Raw genomic sequence first — 18119 nt, 5'->3', positions numbered from 1 at the left:
GCCTCGTGCATGAGGCCTGCAGGCGATCAACCCGCATTCCAATCGGCATGGTCATGCCTTCCGGCATGACGCCTCCCTTGCCCTCGGAATGTGGCGTTCTGGCGCAGATGTGCGCCTGATCCATTCCTGTCGGAATACCCGTTCGCGCGGACCTGCCGCCGGCGACGCGCCGTTCGCCCCCGTCGTCACGCGAGTTTTTGGATCTTGCGCCTGCCCGGTCCCCCGGCACTCCACGTGCTCAGGAAGAAGGCCCGAAGTTTCGCCAGGTTTCGTCGACTCGACCCGTCGACGAAGGACGGCAACTCACCGGGCCTTTCCCGGGAACAGGAACAGGAGCCGACGTGAAGCGATTCGCTCGCAGCCTCTACCTGCAGGTGCTCGTCGCGGTGGTCTTCGGTGCCGTCCTCGGACACCTCTATCCCTCCGCCGGCGCCGCGATGAAGCCGCTCGGAGACGGCTTCATCAAGCTCGTGAAGATGCTCATCGCGCCCATCGTGTTCGCCACGGTGGTCACGGGCATCGCGAAGATGGGCGATCTGAAGAAGGTCGGCCGGGTGGGCCTCAAGGGGCTCTTCTACTTCGAGGTCCTCACCTCGGTCGCGCTGTTCATCGGCCTCGTGGTGGCGCGGACCGCGCGGCCCGGCGCCGGGATGAACGTGAACCCGGCCACCCTCGACGCGAAGGCGGTCGCGGTCTACGCGACGGGCGCCCACCAGCACACGACGGTCGAGTTCCTGATGAACGTGATCCCGAAGGACGTCGCCGACGCGTTCGCGAAGGGCGACATCCTCCAGGTGCTCCTGTTCTCGGTGCTCTTCGGGATCGCCCTCGCGAGCATCGGCCCCGTCGGCAAGCCCGTGGCGGAGTTCGTGGACGGCCTCGCCTCCGTCCTCTTCAAGATCGTGGGCTACGTGATGAAGCTCGCGCCCCTCGGCGCGTTCGGCGCGATGGCCTTCACGGTCGGGAAGTACGGCATCGCGACGCTCCTCAGCCTCGGCAAGCTGATGGCCTGCTTCTACGCGACGAGCGCGCTGTTCGTGCTCGTGGTGCTCGGCCTCGTGCTCCGGTACTGCGGCCTCTCCATCTTCCGGTTCCTCCGCTACATCAAGGAGGAGATCTTCGTCGTGCTCGGGACGAGCTCGTCCGAGTCCGCGCTGCCCCTCATGATGCGGAAGATGGAGCGGCTCGGTTGCTCGAAGCCGGTGGTCGGCCTCGTGGTGCCGATGGGCTACTCGTTCAACCTCGACGGCACCTCCATCTACCTGACGCTCGCCACCCTGTTCGTCGCGCAGGCGACCGGCACGCCGCTCACGCTCGCCCAGGAGCTCGAGATCCTGGCCGTCCTGCTCGTGACCTCGAAGGGGGCGGCGGCCGTCACCGGCGGCGGGTTCATCACCCTGGCCGCGACGCTCTCCGTGGTCGGGAACATCCCGGTCGCCGGCCTCGCGCTGCTCCTCGGGGTGGACCGGTTCATGTCCGAGGCCCGCGCCATCACGAACCTCATCGGGAATGGCGTCGCCTCGGTGGCGGTTTCGCGCTGGGAGAAGGAAATGGACGTCGAGCGCGCCCGCAGGGTGCTCTCCGGAGACCTGCCGGCGGACGACCTCGCGGACGAGGCGTCGCCCATGCCGGAGCCGCTCCACGTCCCGGCGTACGACGCGGCGCTCAGCGCCGGCAAATAGCGAAGGAAGCAGGCGGGCCGAATCCCCCCCTCGGTCTGCCTCGCGCCGGCCCGGCTTCCAGCCGGGCCGGCGTTTTTTTGCCCGAGCGCTCGCGACGCGGGGCGCCGTTCGCCCGGGGCGGCGCCCTTGCGGTGACTTCTCCCGAGGCGCCGCGAAAGCGATCGTCCTCGTCGGAGGTGACGCATCGGCCTGCGCTGCCCGGTCGTCGTGAGCCCACGACCCGGCGCCGGCGTCGTGCACTCGTGGCGCGCGACGCGAGCGGGGTGGCGCCATCGGGGCGAACGGGCATGCCGGGCGTGTCCCGCCGAGAGGGGCGTGGCGCTTGGCCGTGGGCGAACGCAACGTCGCCGGGCCGGTTCCTGCACGAACGTGACCCTGTCCATCGCCGCCCTGCTGTCCGTCGCCCTCGCCGCGAGGGCCTCGCCGGTGCCGGCCGCTCCCTCCGGGCGGAGCGCGGCGGAGTGGGCCGCCTACAACAGGGCCCGCGCCCAGCGGGGGCTGCTCCCGCGCAAGGCCACGCGGGGCGCGACGCGCGTCTCGCCCGCGCTGGCGACGACGCGGACCACGACTGCGACCCCGGCCCCGATCGCGGGTCCGGTCCCGGTCCCGGCCGCGACCTCGGTCTGGCCGCCTCATGCCGGGCCACGGGCCACGGGCCACGGGATGCGGGAGCCGGGCACGGGGGACGGTCACGGGCACGGTGACGGTGACGGTGCTTCGACCCCGACCCCGATCCCAGCGCCAGCTCGGACCGCGGCCCGGTCCGCCACCGTCCGGCACCCGTCGGCCGCGATCGCGCGGGCTGCTCCCGAGCGCCCGGGGCCGAGCGGCGCGCAGGTGGACCTCGAGGGCGGCGTGCTCCGCGCAGGGCTCGACGGCGCCTCCGTCGAGGTCCGATTCGTGGCGCGGGTGGGGGGCCTGACCCTCGCGGTGGAACGGCCCGCGGCGCCGCGATAGCTCGCCGAGCCGAGGCCTCGACGCGCGTTGTCCGCGTCGCCCCGCCTCGCGCGATGGCGCGCGGCCCGCGCCCGTCGGCGCCCCGCGTTAGAACGGGTGGGTGAGCGCGCGCACCCCGGAACTGCCGTTTCACCCCGCCGTCGCGGCGTGGTTCACCGGCACCTTCGCCGCGCCGACGCCGGCCCAGGCGCTCGGCTGGCCGCCGATCCACCGCGGCGAGAGCACGCTCCTCCTGGCGCCGACCGGGAGCGGCAAGACCCTCGCCGCGTTCCTGTCCGCGCTCGACCGGCTGATGTTCTCGCCGGAGCCTCCCAGGCGCGAGCGGCTCCGGGTCGTCTACGTCTCGCCGCTCAAGGCGCTCGCGGTGGACGTGGAGCGGAACCTCCGCGCCCCCCTCGCCGGCATCGCGCGCGTCGCCGCGCGGCGCGGCGACCGCCACCGCGTCCCGGCCGTCGCGGTGCGGAGCGGCGACACGCCGGCGCGGGAGCGGGCCCGCTTCAGCCGCGAGCCGGCCGACATCCTCATCACCACCCCGGAGTCGCTCTACCTCGTCCTCACCTCGAACGCGCGCGACACGCTCCGCTCGGTGGAGACCGTGATCGTGGACGAGATCCACGCCCTCGTCCCGACCAAGCGCGGCGCGCACCTCGCCCTCTCCCTCGAGCGGCTCGAGGCGCTCGCCGGGCGGCCGCTCCAGCGGATCGGTCTGTCCGCCACGCAGCGCCCGCTCGACGAGGTGGCCCGTTTCCTCGGAGGGGCGGTCCGCTCGGCGGCGCCGGGCCGGCGCGCCGCGCGGCGGGAGGAGCGAGCCCTCGGGGAGGTCCGCGATCCCGAGGCGGCGCCGGAGTGGCGCCCCGTCACGGTGGTGGACGCGGGCGCACGCCGGCCGCTCGAGGTGCGCGTCGAGGTACCGGTGGAGGACATGGCCCGGCTCGGCGAGCCGCTGGAGCCGCTCGAGCAGGGCGCTCCGGCCGCGCACCCCGCCCGCGCCTCGATCTGGACCGCGATCCACCCGCGCCTGGTCGAGCTGGTGAAGGCGCACCGCTCGACGATCCTGTTCGTGAACAGCCGGCGGGTCGCGGAGCGGCTGGCGACGGCCCTGAACGACCTCGCCGGCGAGGTCCTCGCGCAGGCGCACCACGGGTCGATCGCGCGTCCGCAGCGGCTGGCGGTGGAGGACGATCTCAAGGCCGGCCGCCTCCGCGCCATCGTCGCGACCTCCTCGCTCGAGCTGGGCATCGACATGGGCGCGGTGGATCTCGTGATCCAGGTCGAGGCGCCGCCGTCGGTCGCGAGCGGGGTGCAGCGCATCGGCCGCGCGAGCCACCGGGTGGGGGGGACGAGCGAGGGGATCGTCTTCCCGAAGCACCGCGGGGACCTGGTCGCCTGCGCCGCCGTCGTCGACGCGATGCGCGAGGGGGCGGTCGAGGCGACGCGCTACCCCAGGAACCCGCTCGACGTCCTCGCCCAGCAGATCGTGGCGATGGTCTCCCTGGACGACCTCACCGTGGACGGCCTGTACGCGGCGGTCCGCCGGGCGGCGCCGTTCGCGGAGCTGCCCCGGACGATCTACGAGGGGGTCCTCGACCTGCTCTCCGGCCGCTACCCGTCGGAGGAGCTGGCCGATCTCCGGCCGCGCATCACCTGGGACCGGGTGCGCGGCGTGCTCCGCGCTCGCGAGGGGGCGCGCCGCGTCGCGGTGGTGAACGGCGGGACGATCCCGGATCGCGGCCTCTACGGCGTCTTCCTCGCCGGCGGCAAGCCCGGCCAGGCGCGGGTCGGCGAGCTGGACGAGGAGATGGTCTTCGAGACCGCCGTCGGGGAGACCTTCATGCTCGGCGCGTCCACCTGGCGCGTCGAGGAGATCACCCACGATCGCGTGCTCGTCTCGCCCGCGCCCGGCGAGCCCGGGAAGATGCCGTTCTGGCACGGCGACGCGGCGGGCCGCCCGCTCGAGCTGGGGCGGCGGATCGGCGCCCTGGTCCGCGAGCTCCGCGCGGTCCCGCGCTCGGCCGCGACGGCGCGGCTCCGGTCGGCCCACGGCCTCGACGACCGGGCCGCCGAGAACCTGCTCCGCTACCTCGCCGACCAGGCGGCGGCGACCGGGGCCGTCCCGGACGACCGGACGATCGTCGTCGAGCGGAGCCGGGACGAGCAGGGCGACTGGCGCGTCTGCCTCCTCGCGCCGTTCGGGACGCCGGTGCTGGTGCCCTGGTGCATGGCGGCGGTGGCGCGCGTCCAGGCGCGGCTCGGCGTGCAGGTCGAGACGCTCTGGACGAACGACGGCTTCGCGATCCGCTTCCCGGACGCGGACGCGCCGCCCGATCCCGCGCTGCTCCTCCCGGATCCGGACGCGCTCCAGGACCTCGTGGTCGGCCAGCTCGGCGCGACCGCGCTCTTCGCCGCCCGCTTCCGCGAGGCCGCCGCCCGCGCCCTGCTCCTGCCGCGCCGCCGCCCCGGGCACCGCTCCCCGCTGTGGCAGCAGCGGAAGCGCGCCGCCGACCTGCTCGCGGTCGCGTCCCGCTTCGGCGACTTCCCCGTCCTGCTCGAGGCCTACCGCGAGTGCCTCCGGGACGAGTTCGACCTCCCCGCCGTCGTCGAGCTCCTCCGGGACGTCCAGGCGGGGCGGATCCGGGTCGTCACCGCCGACACGCGCGCCTCCTCGCCCTTCGCCGCCTCGATCCTGTTCGGCTTCGTCGCGAACTTCATCTACGACGGCGACGCGCCGCTCGCCGAGCGCCGGGCGCAGGCCCTCGCCATCGACCCGGGCCAGCTCCGGGAGCTGCTCGGCGAGGCCGAGCTGCGGGCGCTCCTCGACGCCGACGCCCTCGCCGAGCTCGAGGCCCGGCTCCAGCACCTGCCGCCCGAGCTGCGGGCCCGGAGCGCGGACGGGGTCGCCGACCTGCTGCTGCGCCTCGGCGATCTCTCGCGGGCGGACATCGCCAGCCGGAGCGCGACCCCGGAGGTCGCCGCCAGCGCCGACCGGCTGGTCGCCGAGGGCCGGGCCGTGCCCCTCCGCGTCGCGGGCGAGGAGCGGCTGGTCGCGGTGGAGGACGCGGCGCGCTACCGCGACGCCCTCGGGGCGCCGCTGCCGCCCGGCCTCCCCGCGGAGCTCCTCGGCCCGGTGCCGGAGCCGCTGGACGGGCTCGTCCTGCGCCACGCCCGCCGTCACGGACCGTTCACGCTCGAGGAGCTCGCCGCGCGCTTCGGGCTGGACCGCGCCGTCGCGGAGGGCGCGCTCGACCGGCTGGTGAACGCCGGCCGCCTCCTCGAGGGCGCCTTCCGGCCGCGGGGGAGCGAGCGCGAGTTCTGCGACCAGGAGGTGCTCCGGAGCCTGCGGCGTCGGTCGCTCGCGCGGCTGCGCGACGAGATCGAGCCGGTCGAGCCGCGGGTGCTCGCCCGCGCGCTCCTCGCCTGGCACGGCGCCGTCCGGCGGGGGCGCGGCCTGGACGCGGTGCTCGACGCGGTGGAGAAGCTCCAGGGCGCCCCCGTCCCCGCCTCGATCCTCGAGCGCGAGGTGCTGCCCGCGCGGGTCGAGGGCTACCTGCCCGGCGATCTCGACGCGCTCGCCGCATCGGGCGAGGTGCTCTGGGTCGGCCTCGAGCGGCTGGGCGATCGCGACGGCCGGATCGCGCTGTACCTGCCCGACGGGCTTCCGCGGCTCGTCCCGCCGGAGCGCCCGGTGCGGGAGGCGCCGGAGGGCGAGCGCGAGCGGCGGATCCTCGACCACCTCGCCCGGCGCGGCGCCTCCTTCTTCGCGGAGCTGCACGAGGCGGCGGGGGGCGGGTACGCCCAGGCCACCGTGGACGCGCTCTGGAACCTGGTGTGGAGGGGGCTCGTCACGAACGACACGTTCCAGGCGCTGCGGGCCCACCTCGCCCCGGCGCCGCGGCGGGAGCATCGCCGCCGCCTGGAGCGGCACGGCGTCGCCGGCGCGGGCGGTGGCCAGCGCTCCCGGCTCGCGACGCCGCCGGCGGCCGCCGGGCGCTGGTCCCTGGTCGCCGCCCGGCGCGACGCCAACGGCCGGCCGCGGCCGACGCCGACCGAGTGGAGCGCCGCGATGGCCCAGCAGCTCCTGCACCGCTACGGCGTGGTGACCCGCGGCGTCGCCGCCGCGGAGGGGCTGCCCGGCGGGTTCGGCGCCGTGTACGAGGTCCTCCGGCACCTCGAGGAGTCGGGTCGGATCCGGCGCGGCTACTTCGTCGCCGACGTCGGCGCGCTGCAGTTCGCGCAGGGGGCCGCCCTCGACCTGCTCCGCGGCGCGCGCGAGCCCGCCGAGGCGGCGGAGGTCGCCGTGCTCGCGGCGGCGGACCCGGCGAACCCGTACGGTGCGCTGCTCGAGTGGCCGCCGTTGCCGGGGGCGCCGGAGGGGAAGCGCCCCGCGCGCGCGGCGGGCGCCCGGATCGTCCTCGTGGACGGCGATCCGGTGATCTACCTCGGCAAGGGGCTGCGCCAGCTCCTCGCCTGGCTCCCGGAGCCCGAGCCGGAGCGCTCCCGCGCGGGCCGGGCGGCGGCGCGGGCGCTGGTCGAGCTCGCCCGCGGCGCACTGGGGGAGGGGGAGGGCGCCCTCGTCGAGGAGGTGAACGGCGTCCCCGCGGCGGAGCACCCGCTCGCGGGCTTCCTCGTGCAGGCCGGCTTCACGGCCAGCGGCCGCGCGCTCCGGCTGTCGCGCTGGAGCGCCTCGCCGCTCGCGACCGGGTCGGCCTGATCGTTCGAGTCCACGTTCAGTCGTCCTCGGACGAGCGCCCGTTCCGCTCGCCGCGGATCGGAGCGCGGTGTCCTCCCGGGCGCGCGCCCGGCGCCGGGGCTCGCGCCGCGTCGCCCGGAGACGGGGGTGTGTCGTCGGAGGAAAGGGGAGCCGCGGGGGCGAAGGAGGTCGGCGGCGAGGCGTCCTCCGCGTCGAGGGAGACGTCTCCGGCGCGCGCCACGCGGGTGTCGCTCCCGCGCGGTGCGCCGCGCCCGGGATCGGTCGCGATCCAGATCCCGAGGACGCAAGCGCCGGCGAACATCGCGATCGCCCCCGCTCCGACGATCAAGAGCTTGCGCGTCTCCATGCGAGCCCCGGGGCCCCGCGCCGGGGGCCGACATCGTTCCGGCGTGCGCCTCGAGCGACGGCCGTCGAGGTCCGATCCAGCGTAGGCAGCTCCAGGAGGACGCTCGCCGACCACCGGATCGCGACCTCAGCATGGAGTCGAGCGGGGCCACCCGCAAGCCGGGCGACCTTCAAGGAGCCCCGCCCGGAGCCGGCGCCGACGTGGCCTCGGTTGCGGGCACCGCGGTCCGGTCGGGAGAGGGGGACGCCCGCGTCTCGTCCATGCTGTCGAAGCGGACCACCTCACGACCACCGCGCGCGGACTTCGCCGGGTGGCAGGTCACGCAGACCTTCTCCAGCTCCTCTCCGTCCTTGCCGACGTCCACCCGCAGGTAACGGTAGTTCGGGTTGGACGGATGGACGTCGTGACAGGAGAGGCACTCGAACCGGCCCCCCTCGCGGAGGAGCTCCGGCGGCACGCGCGCGACCTTCCGGTTCACGCTCGGGAGGCCGAAGGGATGGCTGGTGTGCCGCGACACCGTGAGGTAGCCCTGGCCGCCTCGGTCGGTTTCGGCGTGACAGAAGAGGCAGAACGCCGTGGTCCCCGTGTACGGCCGGTTCGTCCTCGGCTCGACGAGCTTCGGGTTCGGGGGGGCGGCGAAGACCGCCCCACCGCCCCTCGAACCGTCCGCGGGGGCGAGCGTGTGGCACCCCGTGCAGCCGACCGAATCGTGGCCGCCGTAGGCGAGCGCCGCCGCCGGTGCGAGCGACGCGACGACCACCGCGATCGCCGTCCACGCCCTCGCGGCGGTCCGCGCGTCGGCGCCGGCCGGAGGAATGGACGAACGGGACACGGATCCGGCTCGTGGCGTCACGGCAAGGCGAAGCCGGTCGCGAGGGTGCCGTAGAGGGTGAACGCGCCGACGTCGCGATCGAACGCCCGGCGAGAGAGGTCGACGACGCCGGTGACCGACGCCGTGACCTTCTGGATGAGGCGGGACCGCGTTCGCAGCTCGACGCCGGCGCGCGCCCCGATCGACGGGAAGAGCACGACCAGCGGGCGATCCACGACGTCGAAGCCGACGAGGCCCACCGCCTGCAAGGAGAGCCGGCCGCGCACCGGCTGCGAGAGCCCCGCGCCGAACAGCCCGAAGGTCCGGGCGCTGCCGTTCGAGCTCAGCCGCTCGTAGCCGTGCGAGAGCAGGATCCAATCCTGCTGGAACACGAGGCGAACGGAGCCGCCCACCGACGCTCCCTGCGCGTGTCCGGCGGCGAAGCCCATCTCGAGCGACCGGTGGAAGGCCCCCTTTCCGAACGAGCCGCCGCCCGCGCCGGCCTTCGGTGCGTCGAACGCGGCGAGCGCGGCGGCGACGTTCCCGGGGTTGGGCGCGGGCGGACCCGGGGGCTCCGCCTTCGGAGTGGCCTCCGGCCTGGGCGCGGCGGCCGCCACCTGGAGCGCCCCCGGCGGCGGCGCCGACTTGACGTGGCACCCCTGGCACTTCGTGGGCCCCTTCGCGATGGTCTGATGGCACCCCAGGCACCGTTCGTGCGCGACCCTCGGCGTGAAGGTGATCTTCCCGACGGGCGCCGAACCGTGGCAGCTCCTGCAGGAGATGCGGCGGGCGACGTGCGCGCGGTGGTCGACGGTGATCACGCCGTAGTAGCGAGTCTGCCGCACGAGGACCGTCGGCGCCGGCGGGAGGACCCCGAACATCGTCTCCTCGAGCGGATCCATCGGACCGGCGCCGAGCATCAGGTCCAGGGGGACGACCGAGGCCCATTGCTCACCCGTCGATTGCGGCTCCGCCGCGACGAGGGCCGCTGCGAGCAGCACGGTGAGCGACGCGGGCACGCCGCACAACGTACCACCGACGAAGCAATCACGAATCGAGTCACGTTTGTGTCGTGGAGCCAATCCACGCACGCCCCGCCGCACTCTCGGTGGATGGCAGGACGCCGCAACCTAACGGGTCCGGCCAATCGGGGAACCCGAAGGACGTATGATCCCCGGCGCCATGCGTGCCCTCGTCCTCGCCGCCGCGCTCCTCTCCGCAAGCCCCGCGCTGGGCGCGCAGGCGGTCGCGGTCTCGATCGAGGAGCTCGCCCGGGCATCCGACGCCGTGGTGCGCGGGCGCGTCACCACGTCGTGGGCGCAGCGCACCGACGACGGCCTGCGGGTGTTCACGACCTACGAGGTGCGTACCATCGCGGTGCTGCGCGGCCGCGCGCTCCCGGCCATCGCGCGCGTGGTCGTCCCCGGCGGGGTGATCGGGCGCTTCGGGCAGCGGGTGGACGCGGCCCCGGCGATCGCGCCCGGCGAGGAGGTCGTCCTCTTCCTCCGACACGCCGGGCCCGCCGCGTTCCGGGTCACGGGCCTCGCCCAGGGCAAGTTCTCGGTGGTGGGGCCGGTCGCCCGACCCGATCTGTCGAACCTGACGTTCACCCGGACCTCCGTTCGCGCAGGCGAGCGGCGTTCCGAACAGATGCCGCTCTCCGAGCTCGAGCGGCGCGTGAGGAGCACCCGATGACCCCGTTCGCACGCACGATCGCCGCGGCCGCGCTGATCGCCACCGCTGCCCCCGCGGCCGGCTACGTTCGAGAGACGACCACGCCCGGCCACCCGAACACCGGCCTGTGCCTGTGGTGGCGCGACCGGGCGGTCACGTACCGGGTGAACGCGACGCGCGCGTCGCCGGCGCCGTGCCAGAGCGCCACGAACGCGGAGGCGGCTGCGGTGCAGGGGCTCGCGACGTGGGGCAGCGCGACGCGCACCGGCGAGACCTCCGCCTGCACAAACTTCCAGTTCGTGCACGGATCGTCCACCGACCTGACGCGCGTCGGCCACGACGGGGTGAACCTGGTGGTGTTCCGCAGCGCGCAGTGCAACGACGTGGTCGGCCTCGATCCGTGCGCCGCCACGCCGGGCGCGTGCGCGGCGAAGTTCAACTGTTGGGAGAACGAGGTCGGCACGATCGGGCTCACGACCACGACGTTCGACTCCGCGACCGGCGAGATCCTCGACGCGGACATGGAGCTGAACGGCTGGGACGGGGCGTACCCGGCGGTCGGCTCGCTGTTCACCTGCGAGGCACCCTCGGCGCCGAAGTGCAGCGACCCACCGTACGGTCAGACCGATTGCAGCGCCGTGGACGTGACCGCGGTCGTCACGCACGAGGCGGGGCACATGCTGGGGCTCGATCACGTGTGCAGCAACGCGTTTCCCGCGCCGTACGACGTGTGCCCGGCCGGAGACCCGGTGATGGTGCCGCAGGTCGGCCTCGTCTCGCAGCGGGCGCTCTCGGCGGACGACGTGAACGGCGTCTGCACGATCTACCCCGTGGGCGGCGAGACCCCGACGTGCCTGCCGGACGGGAAGATCCCCTCTCCGTCGAGCAGCTCGAGCGGCGGTGGCTGCGCTGCAGGGGGGGGGACCGGCATCGCCGGCGGGCTCCTCGCCGCGGTGCTCCTGGCCGGGCGGGGACGGCGGCGTCAGCGCTGACGCGCCGTTCCTCACCCGTCGTGAGCGCGCGACACGGAGAGCCGCGGGCCCTCTCCATTCGTGGACGTTGGAGGCCTTCTGCGCCAGCCGGAGTCGAAGGGCCGCGGGGGAATACGAAGCCGCACCTCCTCCGCGGTAGGGGATAACTCCCAGTTTGCTCTGAAAGGGCTGAGCGAGTTCCCCCACGCTCCAGATTGCTGCGTCGGGCGGCGAGCTCGTGACGCGAGGTCTTGCGGCACGGTCGGTTGTGGCGCCTGCAGCATGGCGAAGAGGCCCTTCGCAGTGTGCGGGGGCGTGCACCTCGCCGATTGGTGTGAATGGCCTGGTGACGAGCCGGCCACATGTCGCGGAGCGCGTGCTCCGACGCTGGGCGAATTCACCCACGCCGCATCAGGGACCAAGACGTTGGAGCTGGAAATACAGGCGGTTCGGCAAATCGCTCGTGGGGTTCCACGGCATGCGCGCTGCATCGGCGGAGGCGTTGGGCGTGTATCGACATACGGGGGCCGCGTGAATACGTGTCGCCGCAGGACGATCCGTGCTGCCGTGGTGAGCGGTCTGGTCGCAGCCATCTCGGGGTGCTCCGGCGGCGGACCATCCACCTCGACGAGCGCGCGGCCCGGGCAGTTCGGCTCGACGTACCTCGTGACGGTCTCGCGGCAGACGGGCGGGGAGGTCACGTCCGGCGACGGCCGCATCGCCTGCGGTACGGTCGGGAAGACCTGCGGACCGGCGCCGTATGCCTGGGACGAGCAGGCCGTGCTCACGGCGACTCCGGACGCCGGCAACATGTTCGCGACCTGGGCCGGTGACTGCATCGGCCGGCAGCAGGTCAATGGCGTGTGCATCCTCGACACCGCGACCTACGGCGCGGACAAGTTCGTCGCCGCCGTGTTCGGCGAGGCGGGGAGGACCCAGCACGTCAACTTCACCGACCCGGCGCTCCACGGCCCCGCGTTCCTCGACTGGATCGCGAAGAAGCCGGACACGTTCGAGTGCACGTACTGCCACGGCGCAACCTACGGTGGCGTGGGCATTGCGCCGTCGTGCACCGATTGCCACGCGAGGAACGGCTACCCGAGCTGGCTGGCGAACTGCAACTTCTGCCACCTCGCGCCGCCCCAGAACGGGGTCCACCCGGCGGTCTCGAGCGACACCACCACCTGCTGGGGCTGCCACCAGGGCACCGTGGACGAGAGCGGGAACATCATCGCCGGCGGGAACCACATGAACGGCTCGATCGACGCGACGAGCGGTCACGCCGCGGGCTACAACGACCCGAAGATCCACGGCAACGACTTCTTGAGCGCCGTCTCGTCGAATCCGGCCACGCCCTACTGCACGAGCTGCCACGGGGCGAGCTACGAGGTCCTGATCGCGAGCGGCCGGAGCTGCAACACCTGCCACGCGGCCCCGACGACCGAGGGGGGCGGCGGCTGGTCCGGGACCGACTGGAAGTCGAACTGCACGTTCTGTCACGGTCAGCGGACCCCGGCCTACGCGGCCGCGGATCTCGATCTGGCCGCACCGCCGGACGCGATCTCGCAGCGGCTCACCGGGGTGGAGGCTCCGGACCGGACCGGCCAGCACGCGATCCACCTCTTCAACGGCGGCTTCGTCCCGGCGCCACGCTTCCAGTGCTCGACCTGTCACCCCATCCCCTCGACGCTCGCCCACGTCGGCGCGGAGCGGCGGGCGACCGTCACGATCGAGGCCGCCAGCGCGTTCCCGGCGCTGGGGACCGCCGAGCTCGCCAGGCTGCCGTCGCCGCTCGGGGCCTATGACCCGGTCGCGGGGACGTGCACCAGCTACTGCCACGGCGTCCCGAACGCCGGCGGCGTCAACACCCTGATGAAGTGGACGAACGACTACGCGCTGGCGACGCCGATCCTGGGCTGCACGGATTGCCACGCCCTGCCGCCGCCGACCGGGGCGATCGTCGTCGGCAACGCCTACGCGACCGCTCCGACCAATACCCGTTACTGCGGCACGACCGGGTGCAACAACCACGAGTACCACCGCCGCGCGCTGCAGTCCAACGGCTACGACTCGTGCGCCAACTGCCACTACGGCTCCGCGCAGGGGACCTACTATGCGGGCCTCCACGTGAACGGGAAGCCGGACATGGTCTACTCGCCGGCGGGGACCGGGCTGAAGGCGTTCACGGCCACGTGGGACCCGGTGAACAGGTCGTGCACCGCCTCGTGTCACGTCAACTCGGGCGTGGGCACGGTCCAGCGCTGGTAGCGCGGCGAGCTCGAGCAGCACCTCCGGCCTGCCCCGCGCTCGCGGGGCGGGCCGCGTCGTATCCGGCGGGTCGCCAGCCGGGCTTACCCGCGGGCGCGCTCTCGTGACCATGAATCGAGCTCGGGCGGCACGCGCGCCCGTCGTTCGATGACCTATAGCGCCTCCCGGTTGGGTCGAGCCCGTTGCGAGGCATACGATGCCGTCGCCGAGTCGGGCACACGACGACGGAGCAGCGCAGGCGATTCGAACTTCCGTTCGCCCGGGGTCGCCCGACCGAGAGAGGTGCGTGTGTGGGCGGAGGCGTGAGTCGGCGGCGTGAGCGTCGCGCCATCCGTATCGAGGAGCCTGCGGCCCGACGAGGTAGAGCCAAGCCCGGGAGGATGTTCCGGGTCGCCTGACCGAGAGAAGTGCGTTTGCGGGCGGGGGCGTGAGTCGGGGGTTGGGCGTAGCGCCATCCGGGTCGAGGAGCCCTGCGGCCCGACGGCGTAGAGCCAAGCCCGGGAGGATGTTCCGAGGCACGACTTGGGGGCTGGGCTCATCCCCTCGATCGCGGGGCTCAGGACCAGCGCAGCGCTGCGGCGCGCCGACCATGCGAGCACACGTGAGGCTCGAGGCGCCCGAGGGCGGCCGAAACTCACGCACGAGAAAGCTGGCCTTCGAGGTCGGCGCGGGCCCAGGGGCGGGCGGGCGGTCGAGTGGACCCGGCCGCCGGCGACCGCTCGTGGGGCGAAGCTCCGCGATGCCGCTCCGAGCCCCAGACGCGCGAGAGCCCTGCGAGCAGAGGCGCTCGCAGGGCTCTCGGTTACAGCGATGAGCGAGGTGGGGCGGAGCCCACCTCGCTCGGTTCACGCGTTACGGGAACAGCCGCTTGATCACGTTGAGGAACACGTCCGTGATGCTCGGCGTCGTCGCGCTGGTGCCCTCGCGCACGCCGAACGTCGCCGCGTGCTGGTCGAGCTGGCTGAGCGCCGCGGCGTCATCCGCCTTGATCGCCTCGGAACGGTGGCACGAGCCGCAGGCGCGGGACGCCGGGCCGACGACGACGGTGGACACGCCGCTGATCGACCGGGCCTTGTTGACCGTCGAGGAGGCCGAGAGGATGCCCGGCAGCGACTTCTTCGGGTCCGGCAGGTCGTACTTGCCGGCGTTGTGGCACGACTCGCAGTTCAGGATCGTGAAGTTCGGGTACGTCGCGCTGATGTGGTGCTCGTACTCGAAGTTCTGGACCGTGTCCGTGAAGTTGACGCCGTTGACGTCGAACGCCTGGAACGAGTGGATCGCGTGGACGTACGAGTCGATCGACCGGGACTGCATCTCGAGGTGCGAGCCGCCGGCGCCGACGAAGTGGCAGAGCCGGCAGCCGACCACGCCCGCGCTACCGTAGTTCGGGCTGTGGAACTCGACGGCCAGCGCGTCGTGGCACTTGTTGCACTTCGCCGGGTCCACGATGTCCTTCCCGTACATCGCGTTGTCCTGGAGGCCTGTGGTCAGGTCGACCGTCGCGGTCGCGCCGCCGATGGCGATGCACTTGTTGTAGTTCGTCTTCGTCGCATCGCACTGCGGCGCCGCCGCCTGGTTGACGCCGATCGAGGGCAGGAACCCGATCTCGGCCTTCTTGATGCTGCCGTCGGTCAGGTTGGCGGCCCAGGCCGTCAGGTCCGCCGTCGCGGTCCAGGTGGTGACGCCCGCCGAGGCGGTCGCAGGGAGGACCGTCAGGCGGCTCGTGTTGGCCGGGGTGGTGGTGCCCCGGATGACCGCGCCCTCGGACCACTCGAGGTTCGGGGTCTTGTCCGCGAACTGGCTGGAGTGGCCGCTGATCATGAAGTCCTTCGTGTCGTAGCCGTAGAGGCTGACCACGACCGTCGGCTTGACGATCGCGCCCGCGTCGGCGCCGGTCACGGTGAAGGTGGCGGTGATCTTCTTCGTCGCGGGGTCATAGGACGCCACGGCGCTCGTGGAGATGGCGCTCGCGTACTTCACGCCGGCAGAGTTGTAGATCGCGGAGTTGTAGCCGGAGTGGAGCTGCGAGAACACCGGGGCCTTCGTAAGCCCCGTCGGGTCCCACGGAGCGACCCAGGTCGCGTTGTGGCACTCGTTGCACTGCATCTCGGTCACGAGACCGGTCACCTGGTCGGTCTCGAGCAGGACGCCCTTCACCCAGTCGATGTTGTGATAGGCCGGCGTGAGCTTCGGCGCGCGCTTCGAGTCCGCGCCGTTCACCCCGACGAACAGGTGGCAGCTCTTGCAGGTGGCGGCCGTGAAGTTCGCGTCGGTGAGGATCTGGGAGAGCTTGCCCTCGTGGCAGGTCGCGCAGTTCGCCATCGACTGCGGGTAGAGGAACTCCTTCGCGTGCGAGATGTGCGTGTCCTGCATCGTCGTCGCGGTGTACGCGTACGTCGCCTCGTCCTCGGGCGACCACGGGATCTCACCACCGACGAGCGGCTGGGTCTCGAGGTACGCGAGCCGCGCCGGATCCTCGTAGGTCATCGCGAGGTTGAAGTCCACGCCGCCGCGATCATCGTAGTGGCAAGCCTTGCAGGAGGCCAGGTCCGGGAGGCCGGCGACCACCGCCTGGCGGTAGCCGTGCTTCCCATATGGCGTGCCGTGGCACTTCGTGCAGGCCGCGGCATTGGCGGTCGAGGACCAGTCGATCGCGCCGCCCGTCACGGTGGAGATGCTGATGGTGTTGTCAGGCAGGAAGTAGTGCCCGGAGGGCGGGATGACCGGGGTGTCGGCGAAGTAGAAGTAGAACATCGAGATGGGCGCGCCCACGGCGTTCGGGTCGAACGGCGCCTTCGCGGCAGTCGTCGTGAAGAGGCCGTCGGTGCCGATGGTCGGCGTCCCGAAGGACACCGACTTCGTGCTGCCGTCGGAGGGCTCGACGTACTTGACGGCGTAGAACTTCTTGGTGGCCGCGTCGTACTTCGTCATCGAGAGCCGCTTCTGGCCGAGGGCGCTGTACTGGGTGGTGGTCAGCGCGGTGCCGCTCTTCGCGAGCGAGAACTTGACGGTGATCTTGAAGAGGCCGGAGCCGTCCGTGAGCGCGGTGGCCGTGACCGAGCTGATCGACCCGGAGAACAGCGTCCCGCCGGTCGCCGTCCCGTCGGTGAACTTGTTGTAGACGGCCTGGTGCTGGGTCGTCCCGATGCTCTGCGGGTGGCACGTCGTGCAGATCTCCTGTGCCGTCGCGCCCGTCTGCTGCAGCGGCCCGCCGGTGCCGTCGGCCTTGTGACAGGAGTAGCAGTTGGGCGCGATGCCGATGCCCTGCAGGCCGCTGCCGTGGCACTGCATGCAGTTCAGCTCGCCCATCTTGGTGGGGTGCACCGTCGAGTCGCCGATCCAGTTCGGGTGGCTCTCCGGGGTCTTGGTGAACATCGCGATCACGGACTTCTCGGCGTTGCCGGTGAGATCGCAGACGTAGCCCTGGCAATCGCCGGCGAACCCGTTGAAGTAGTTACCGGTGGTGGTGGTCGGCAGCAGCCGGACCACGGCGCCATACGGATAGTCCGCCGAGCACGTGGCCAGCCCGGTGCAGCTGAGCTTGCCGTCGTTCGTATAGGTGTAGGTGCCGTCCGCGTTCTTCGTCCCCGTCTGGGATTTGACGCTGCCGCCGGCCCACACGTTCACCGTGAGGGTGAACGTCGAGCCGGGGACGCCCTGATTTCCGCCAGCGCCGGAGCTCTTCGCTCCGCTGCTGCATCCAGCTGCGGTCACCGCGCCCAAGAGCGCGAGTGCCAACGAGACACGACGCATGTGTGATTCCCCCGATAGGGTCGCTCAGCGCGACCTGTTCAGTTCCAGACGCCGGGTGCCCAGGCCCTGCGTCGAGATGATCCCGTGGCCGTTCCGATGAGCCGGGCGGGCTCTCCGCAAGAAGCGTACCCGGGGGCGCCACGGCGAAACGGCGGGTTCGAGCGGGTCGGCTGGGGGAAATCACGCAGGCTGCGACAAATCATGATTTGCGCTCGGTCTCTGTCGTGCGGACGCAATGACGGCGAGCTCGGACAGTCGTCGCGCGAACGGAATCGGCCGAAACGACGGCGGATCCCGGCGTCGCCCCAGCCTCCCGGAACACGTCCTCGCGAGCGCCGAATTGCGCGCGACCCAATCAGGCCGATCTCGAAGGCGATTCGTGCGCGTGAACGCGCAGGTCAAATTCTGGGAGTCCATACGGTCGGATGAGGCGCGGACCGCGCTCGTCGGCCGGCGACATGGCGTGCATGCAAACGGGGCGTGGGAGTTTTGAACCTGGCCATGGGGCATCCCACGCAGGCGACGCGCGGTCGCCGGCCCGATTTCGAGCCGAGCGCCGCGGGATGGACTCAGCGAGGGCGCGACAAACGGTCGCCAAATCGACCAACGGAACACCGCGGCCCGCGAGGGCCGGGCAGACTTCCTGCTCAAACGGCTTCGGACGTGCGTGCTCAAATCGCTGAAGGGATCGAGATCCGCGGTCGAGTCGACCGGGCGCAGCAATCGGCGTCACGGCCGAGTGCTGGGGCATAACCCCCAGGCTCGCCAAGTTGCGTGGGTCTTCACGGATAGGCGAGCCGAGGCCCGCGCATTCCCGGATCCGGCTCCCTCCATCGAAGCCACCCGCCTCACCGACCGCGAACGAAGGCTGACCGGAGGAACCCCTGGATGCACAATGTGATTTGCGACGCTGGCGGACACGGCTCGGACGAGCGTGCGAGTGCTCCGC

10 protein-coding genes are annotated in these 18119 nt (G+C 72.5%); 6 read left to right on the top strand and 4 right to left on the bottom strand.

Going from position 1 to position 18119, the window contains the following annotated elements:
• The first annotated feature begins 341 nt into the window (after nucleotides 1-341).
• The 3 genes from MNZ27_RS07955 (at nucleotide 342) to MNZ27_RS07945 (ending at nucleotide 7347) form a co-directional block, all read left to right on the top strand.
• Nucleotides 342-1682, top strand: a complete 1341-nt coding sequence (locus MNZ27_RS07955) for a dicarboxylate/amino acid:cation symporter (RefSeq protein WP_242393507.1) — start codon at nucleotides 342-344, stop codon at nucleotides 1680-1682.
• A 369-nt stretch (nucleotides 1683-2051) separates the two neighbouring features.
• Nucleotides 2052-2639, top strand: a complete 588-nt coding sequence (locus MNZ27_RS07950; protein WP_242393506.1) for a hypothetical protein — start codon at nucleotides 2052-2054, stop codon at nucleotides 2637-2639.
• A gap of 100 nt (nucleotides 2640-2739) precedes the next feature.
• Complete coding sequence (locus tag MNZ27_RS07945; RefSeq protein ID WP_242393505.1) at nucleotides 2740-7347, top strand: DEAD/DEAH box helicase; 4608 nt, start codon at nucleotides 2740-2742, stop codon at nucleotides 7345-7347.
• Nucleotides 7348-7363: 16 nt separating this feature from the next.
• On the opposite strand, the gene MNZ27_RS07940 is transcribed toward MNZ27_RS07945, so the two are convergent.
• From MNZ27_RS07940 to MNZ27_RS23960, 3 genes are all read right to left on the bottom strand, one after another.
• Nucleotides 7364-7693 carry a hypothetical protein gene (locus MNZ27_RS07940; RefSeq protein ID WP_242393504.1) on the bottom strand — a complete coding sequence of 110 codons (330 nt, stop codon included), beginning with the start codon at nucleotides 7691-7693 and terminating at the stop codon, nucleotides 7364-7366.
• A gap of 169 nt (nucleotides 7694-7862) precedes the next feature.
• A complete protein-coding gene (locus tag MNZ27_RS23965; RefSeq protein ID WP_242393503.1) occupies nucleotides 7863-8525 on the bottom strand; it encodes a cytochrome c3 family protein in 663 nt (220 codons plus the stop codon).
• Between the two features lie 17 nt (nucleotides 8526-8542).
• The gene (locus tag MNZ27_RS23960) at nucleotides 8543-9523 is read right to left on the bottom strand and encodes a cytochrome c3 family protein (RefSeq protein WP_242393502.1); all 981 of its coding nucleotides are present in this window, start codon (nucleotides 9521-9523) and stop codon (nucleotides 8543-8545) included.
• Nucleotides 9524-9686: 163 nt separating this feature from the next.
• Between MNZ27_RS23960 and MNZ27_RS07925 the strand changes: the two genes are divergently transcribed.
• The 3 genes from MNZ27_RS07925 to MNZ27_RS07915 all read left to right on the top strand — a co-directional run bounded on the left by MNZ27_RS07925 (nucleotide 9687) and on the right by MNZ27_RS07915 (nucleotide 13417).
• Entirely contained in the window at nucleotides 9687-10199 is a 513-nt protein-coding gene (locus tag MNZ27_RS07925; RefSeq protein ID WP_242393501.1) for a hypothetical protein, read from the top strand.
• Entirely contained in the window at nucleotides 10196-11170 is a 975-nt protein-coding gene (locus MNZ27_RS07920; protein WP_242393500.1) for a zinc metalloprotease, read from the top strand. Before MNZ27_RS07925 ends, MNZ27_RS07920 begins: the two co-directional genes overlap by 4 nt.
• A 546-nt stretch (nucleotides 11171-11716) precedes the next feature.
• On the top strand, nucleotides 11717-13417 hold the full coding sequence (locus tag MNZ27_RS07915; RefSeq protein ID WP_242393499.1) for a CxxxxCH/CxxCH domain c-type cytochrome: 1701 nt from the start codon (nucleotides 11717-11719) through the stop codon (nucleotides 13415-13417).
• Nucleotides 13418-14269: 852 nt separating this feature from the next.
• On the opposite strand, the gene MNZ27_RS07910 is transcribed toward MNZ27_RS07915, so the two are convergent.
• Nucleotides 14270-17044 carry a multiheme c-type cytochrome gene (locus tag MNZ27_RS07910; RefSeq protein WP_242393498.1) on the bottom strand — a complete coding sequence of 925 codons (2775 nt, stop codon included), beginning with the start codon at nucleotides 17042-17044 and terminating at the stop codon, nucleotides 14270-14272.
• Nucleotides 17045-18119: the final 1075 nt, after the last annotated feature.

Source organism: Anaeromyxobacter oryzisoli, from assembly GCF_022690765.1.
GTDB lineage: Bacteria > Myxococcota > Myxococcia > Myxococcales > Anaeromyxobacteraceae > Anaeromyxobacter > Anaeromyxobacter oryzisoli.
The sequence above is the reverse complement of the archived record's forward strand: the minus strand, read 5'-3'. Positions and strand labels throughout refer to the sequence as shown.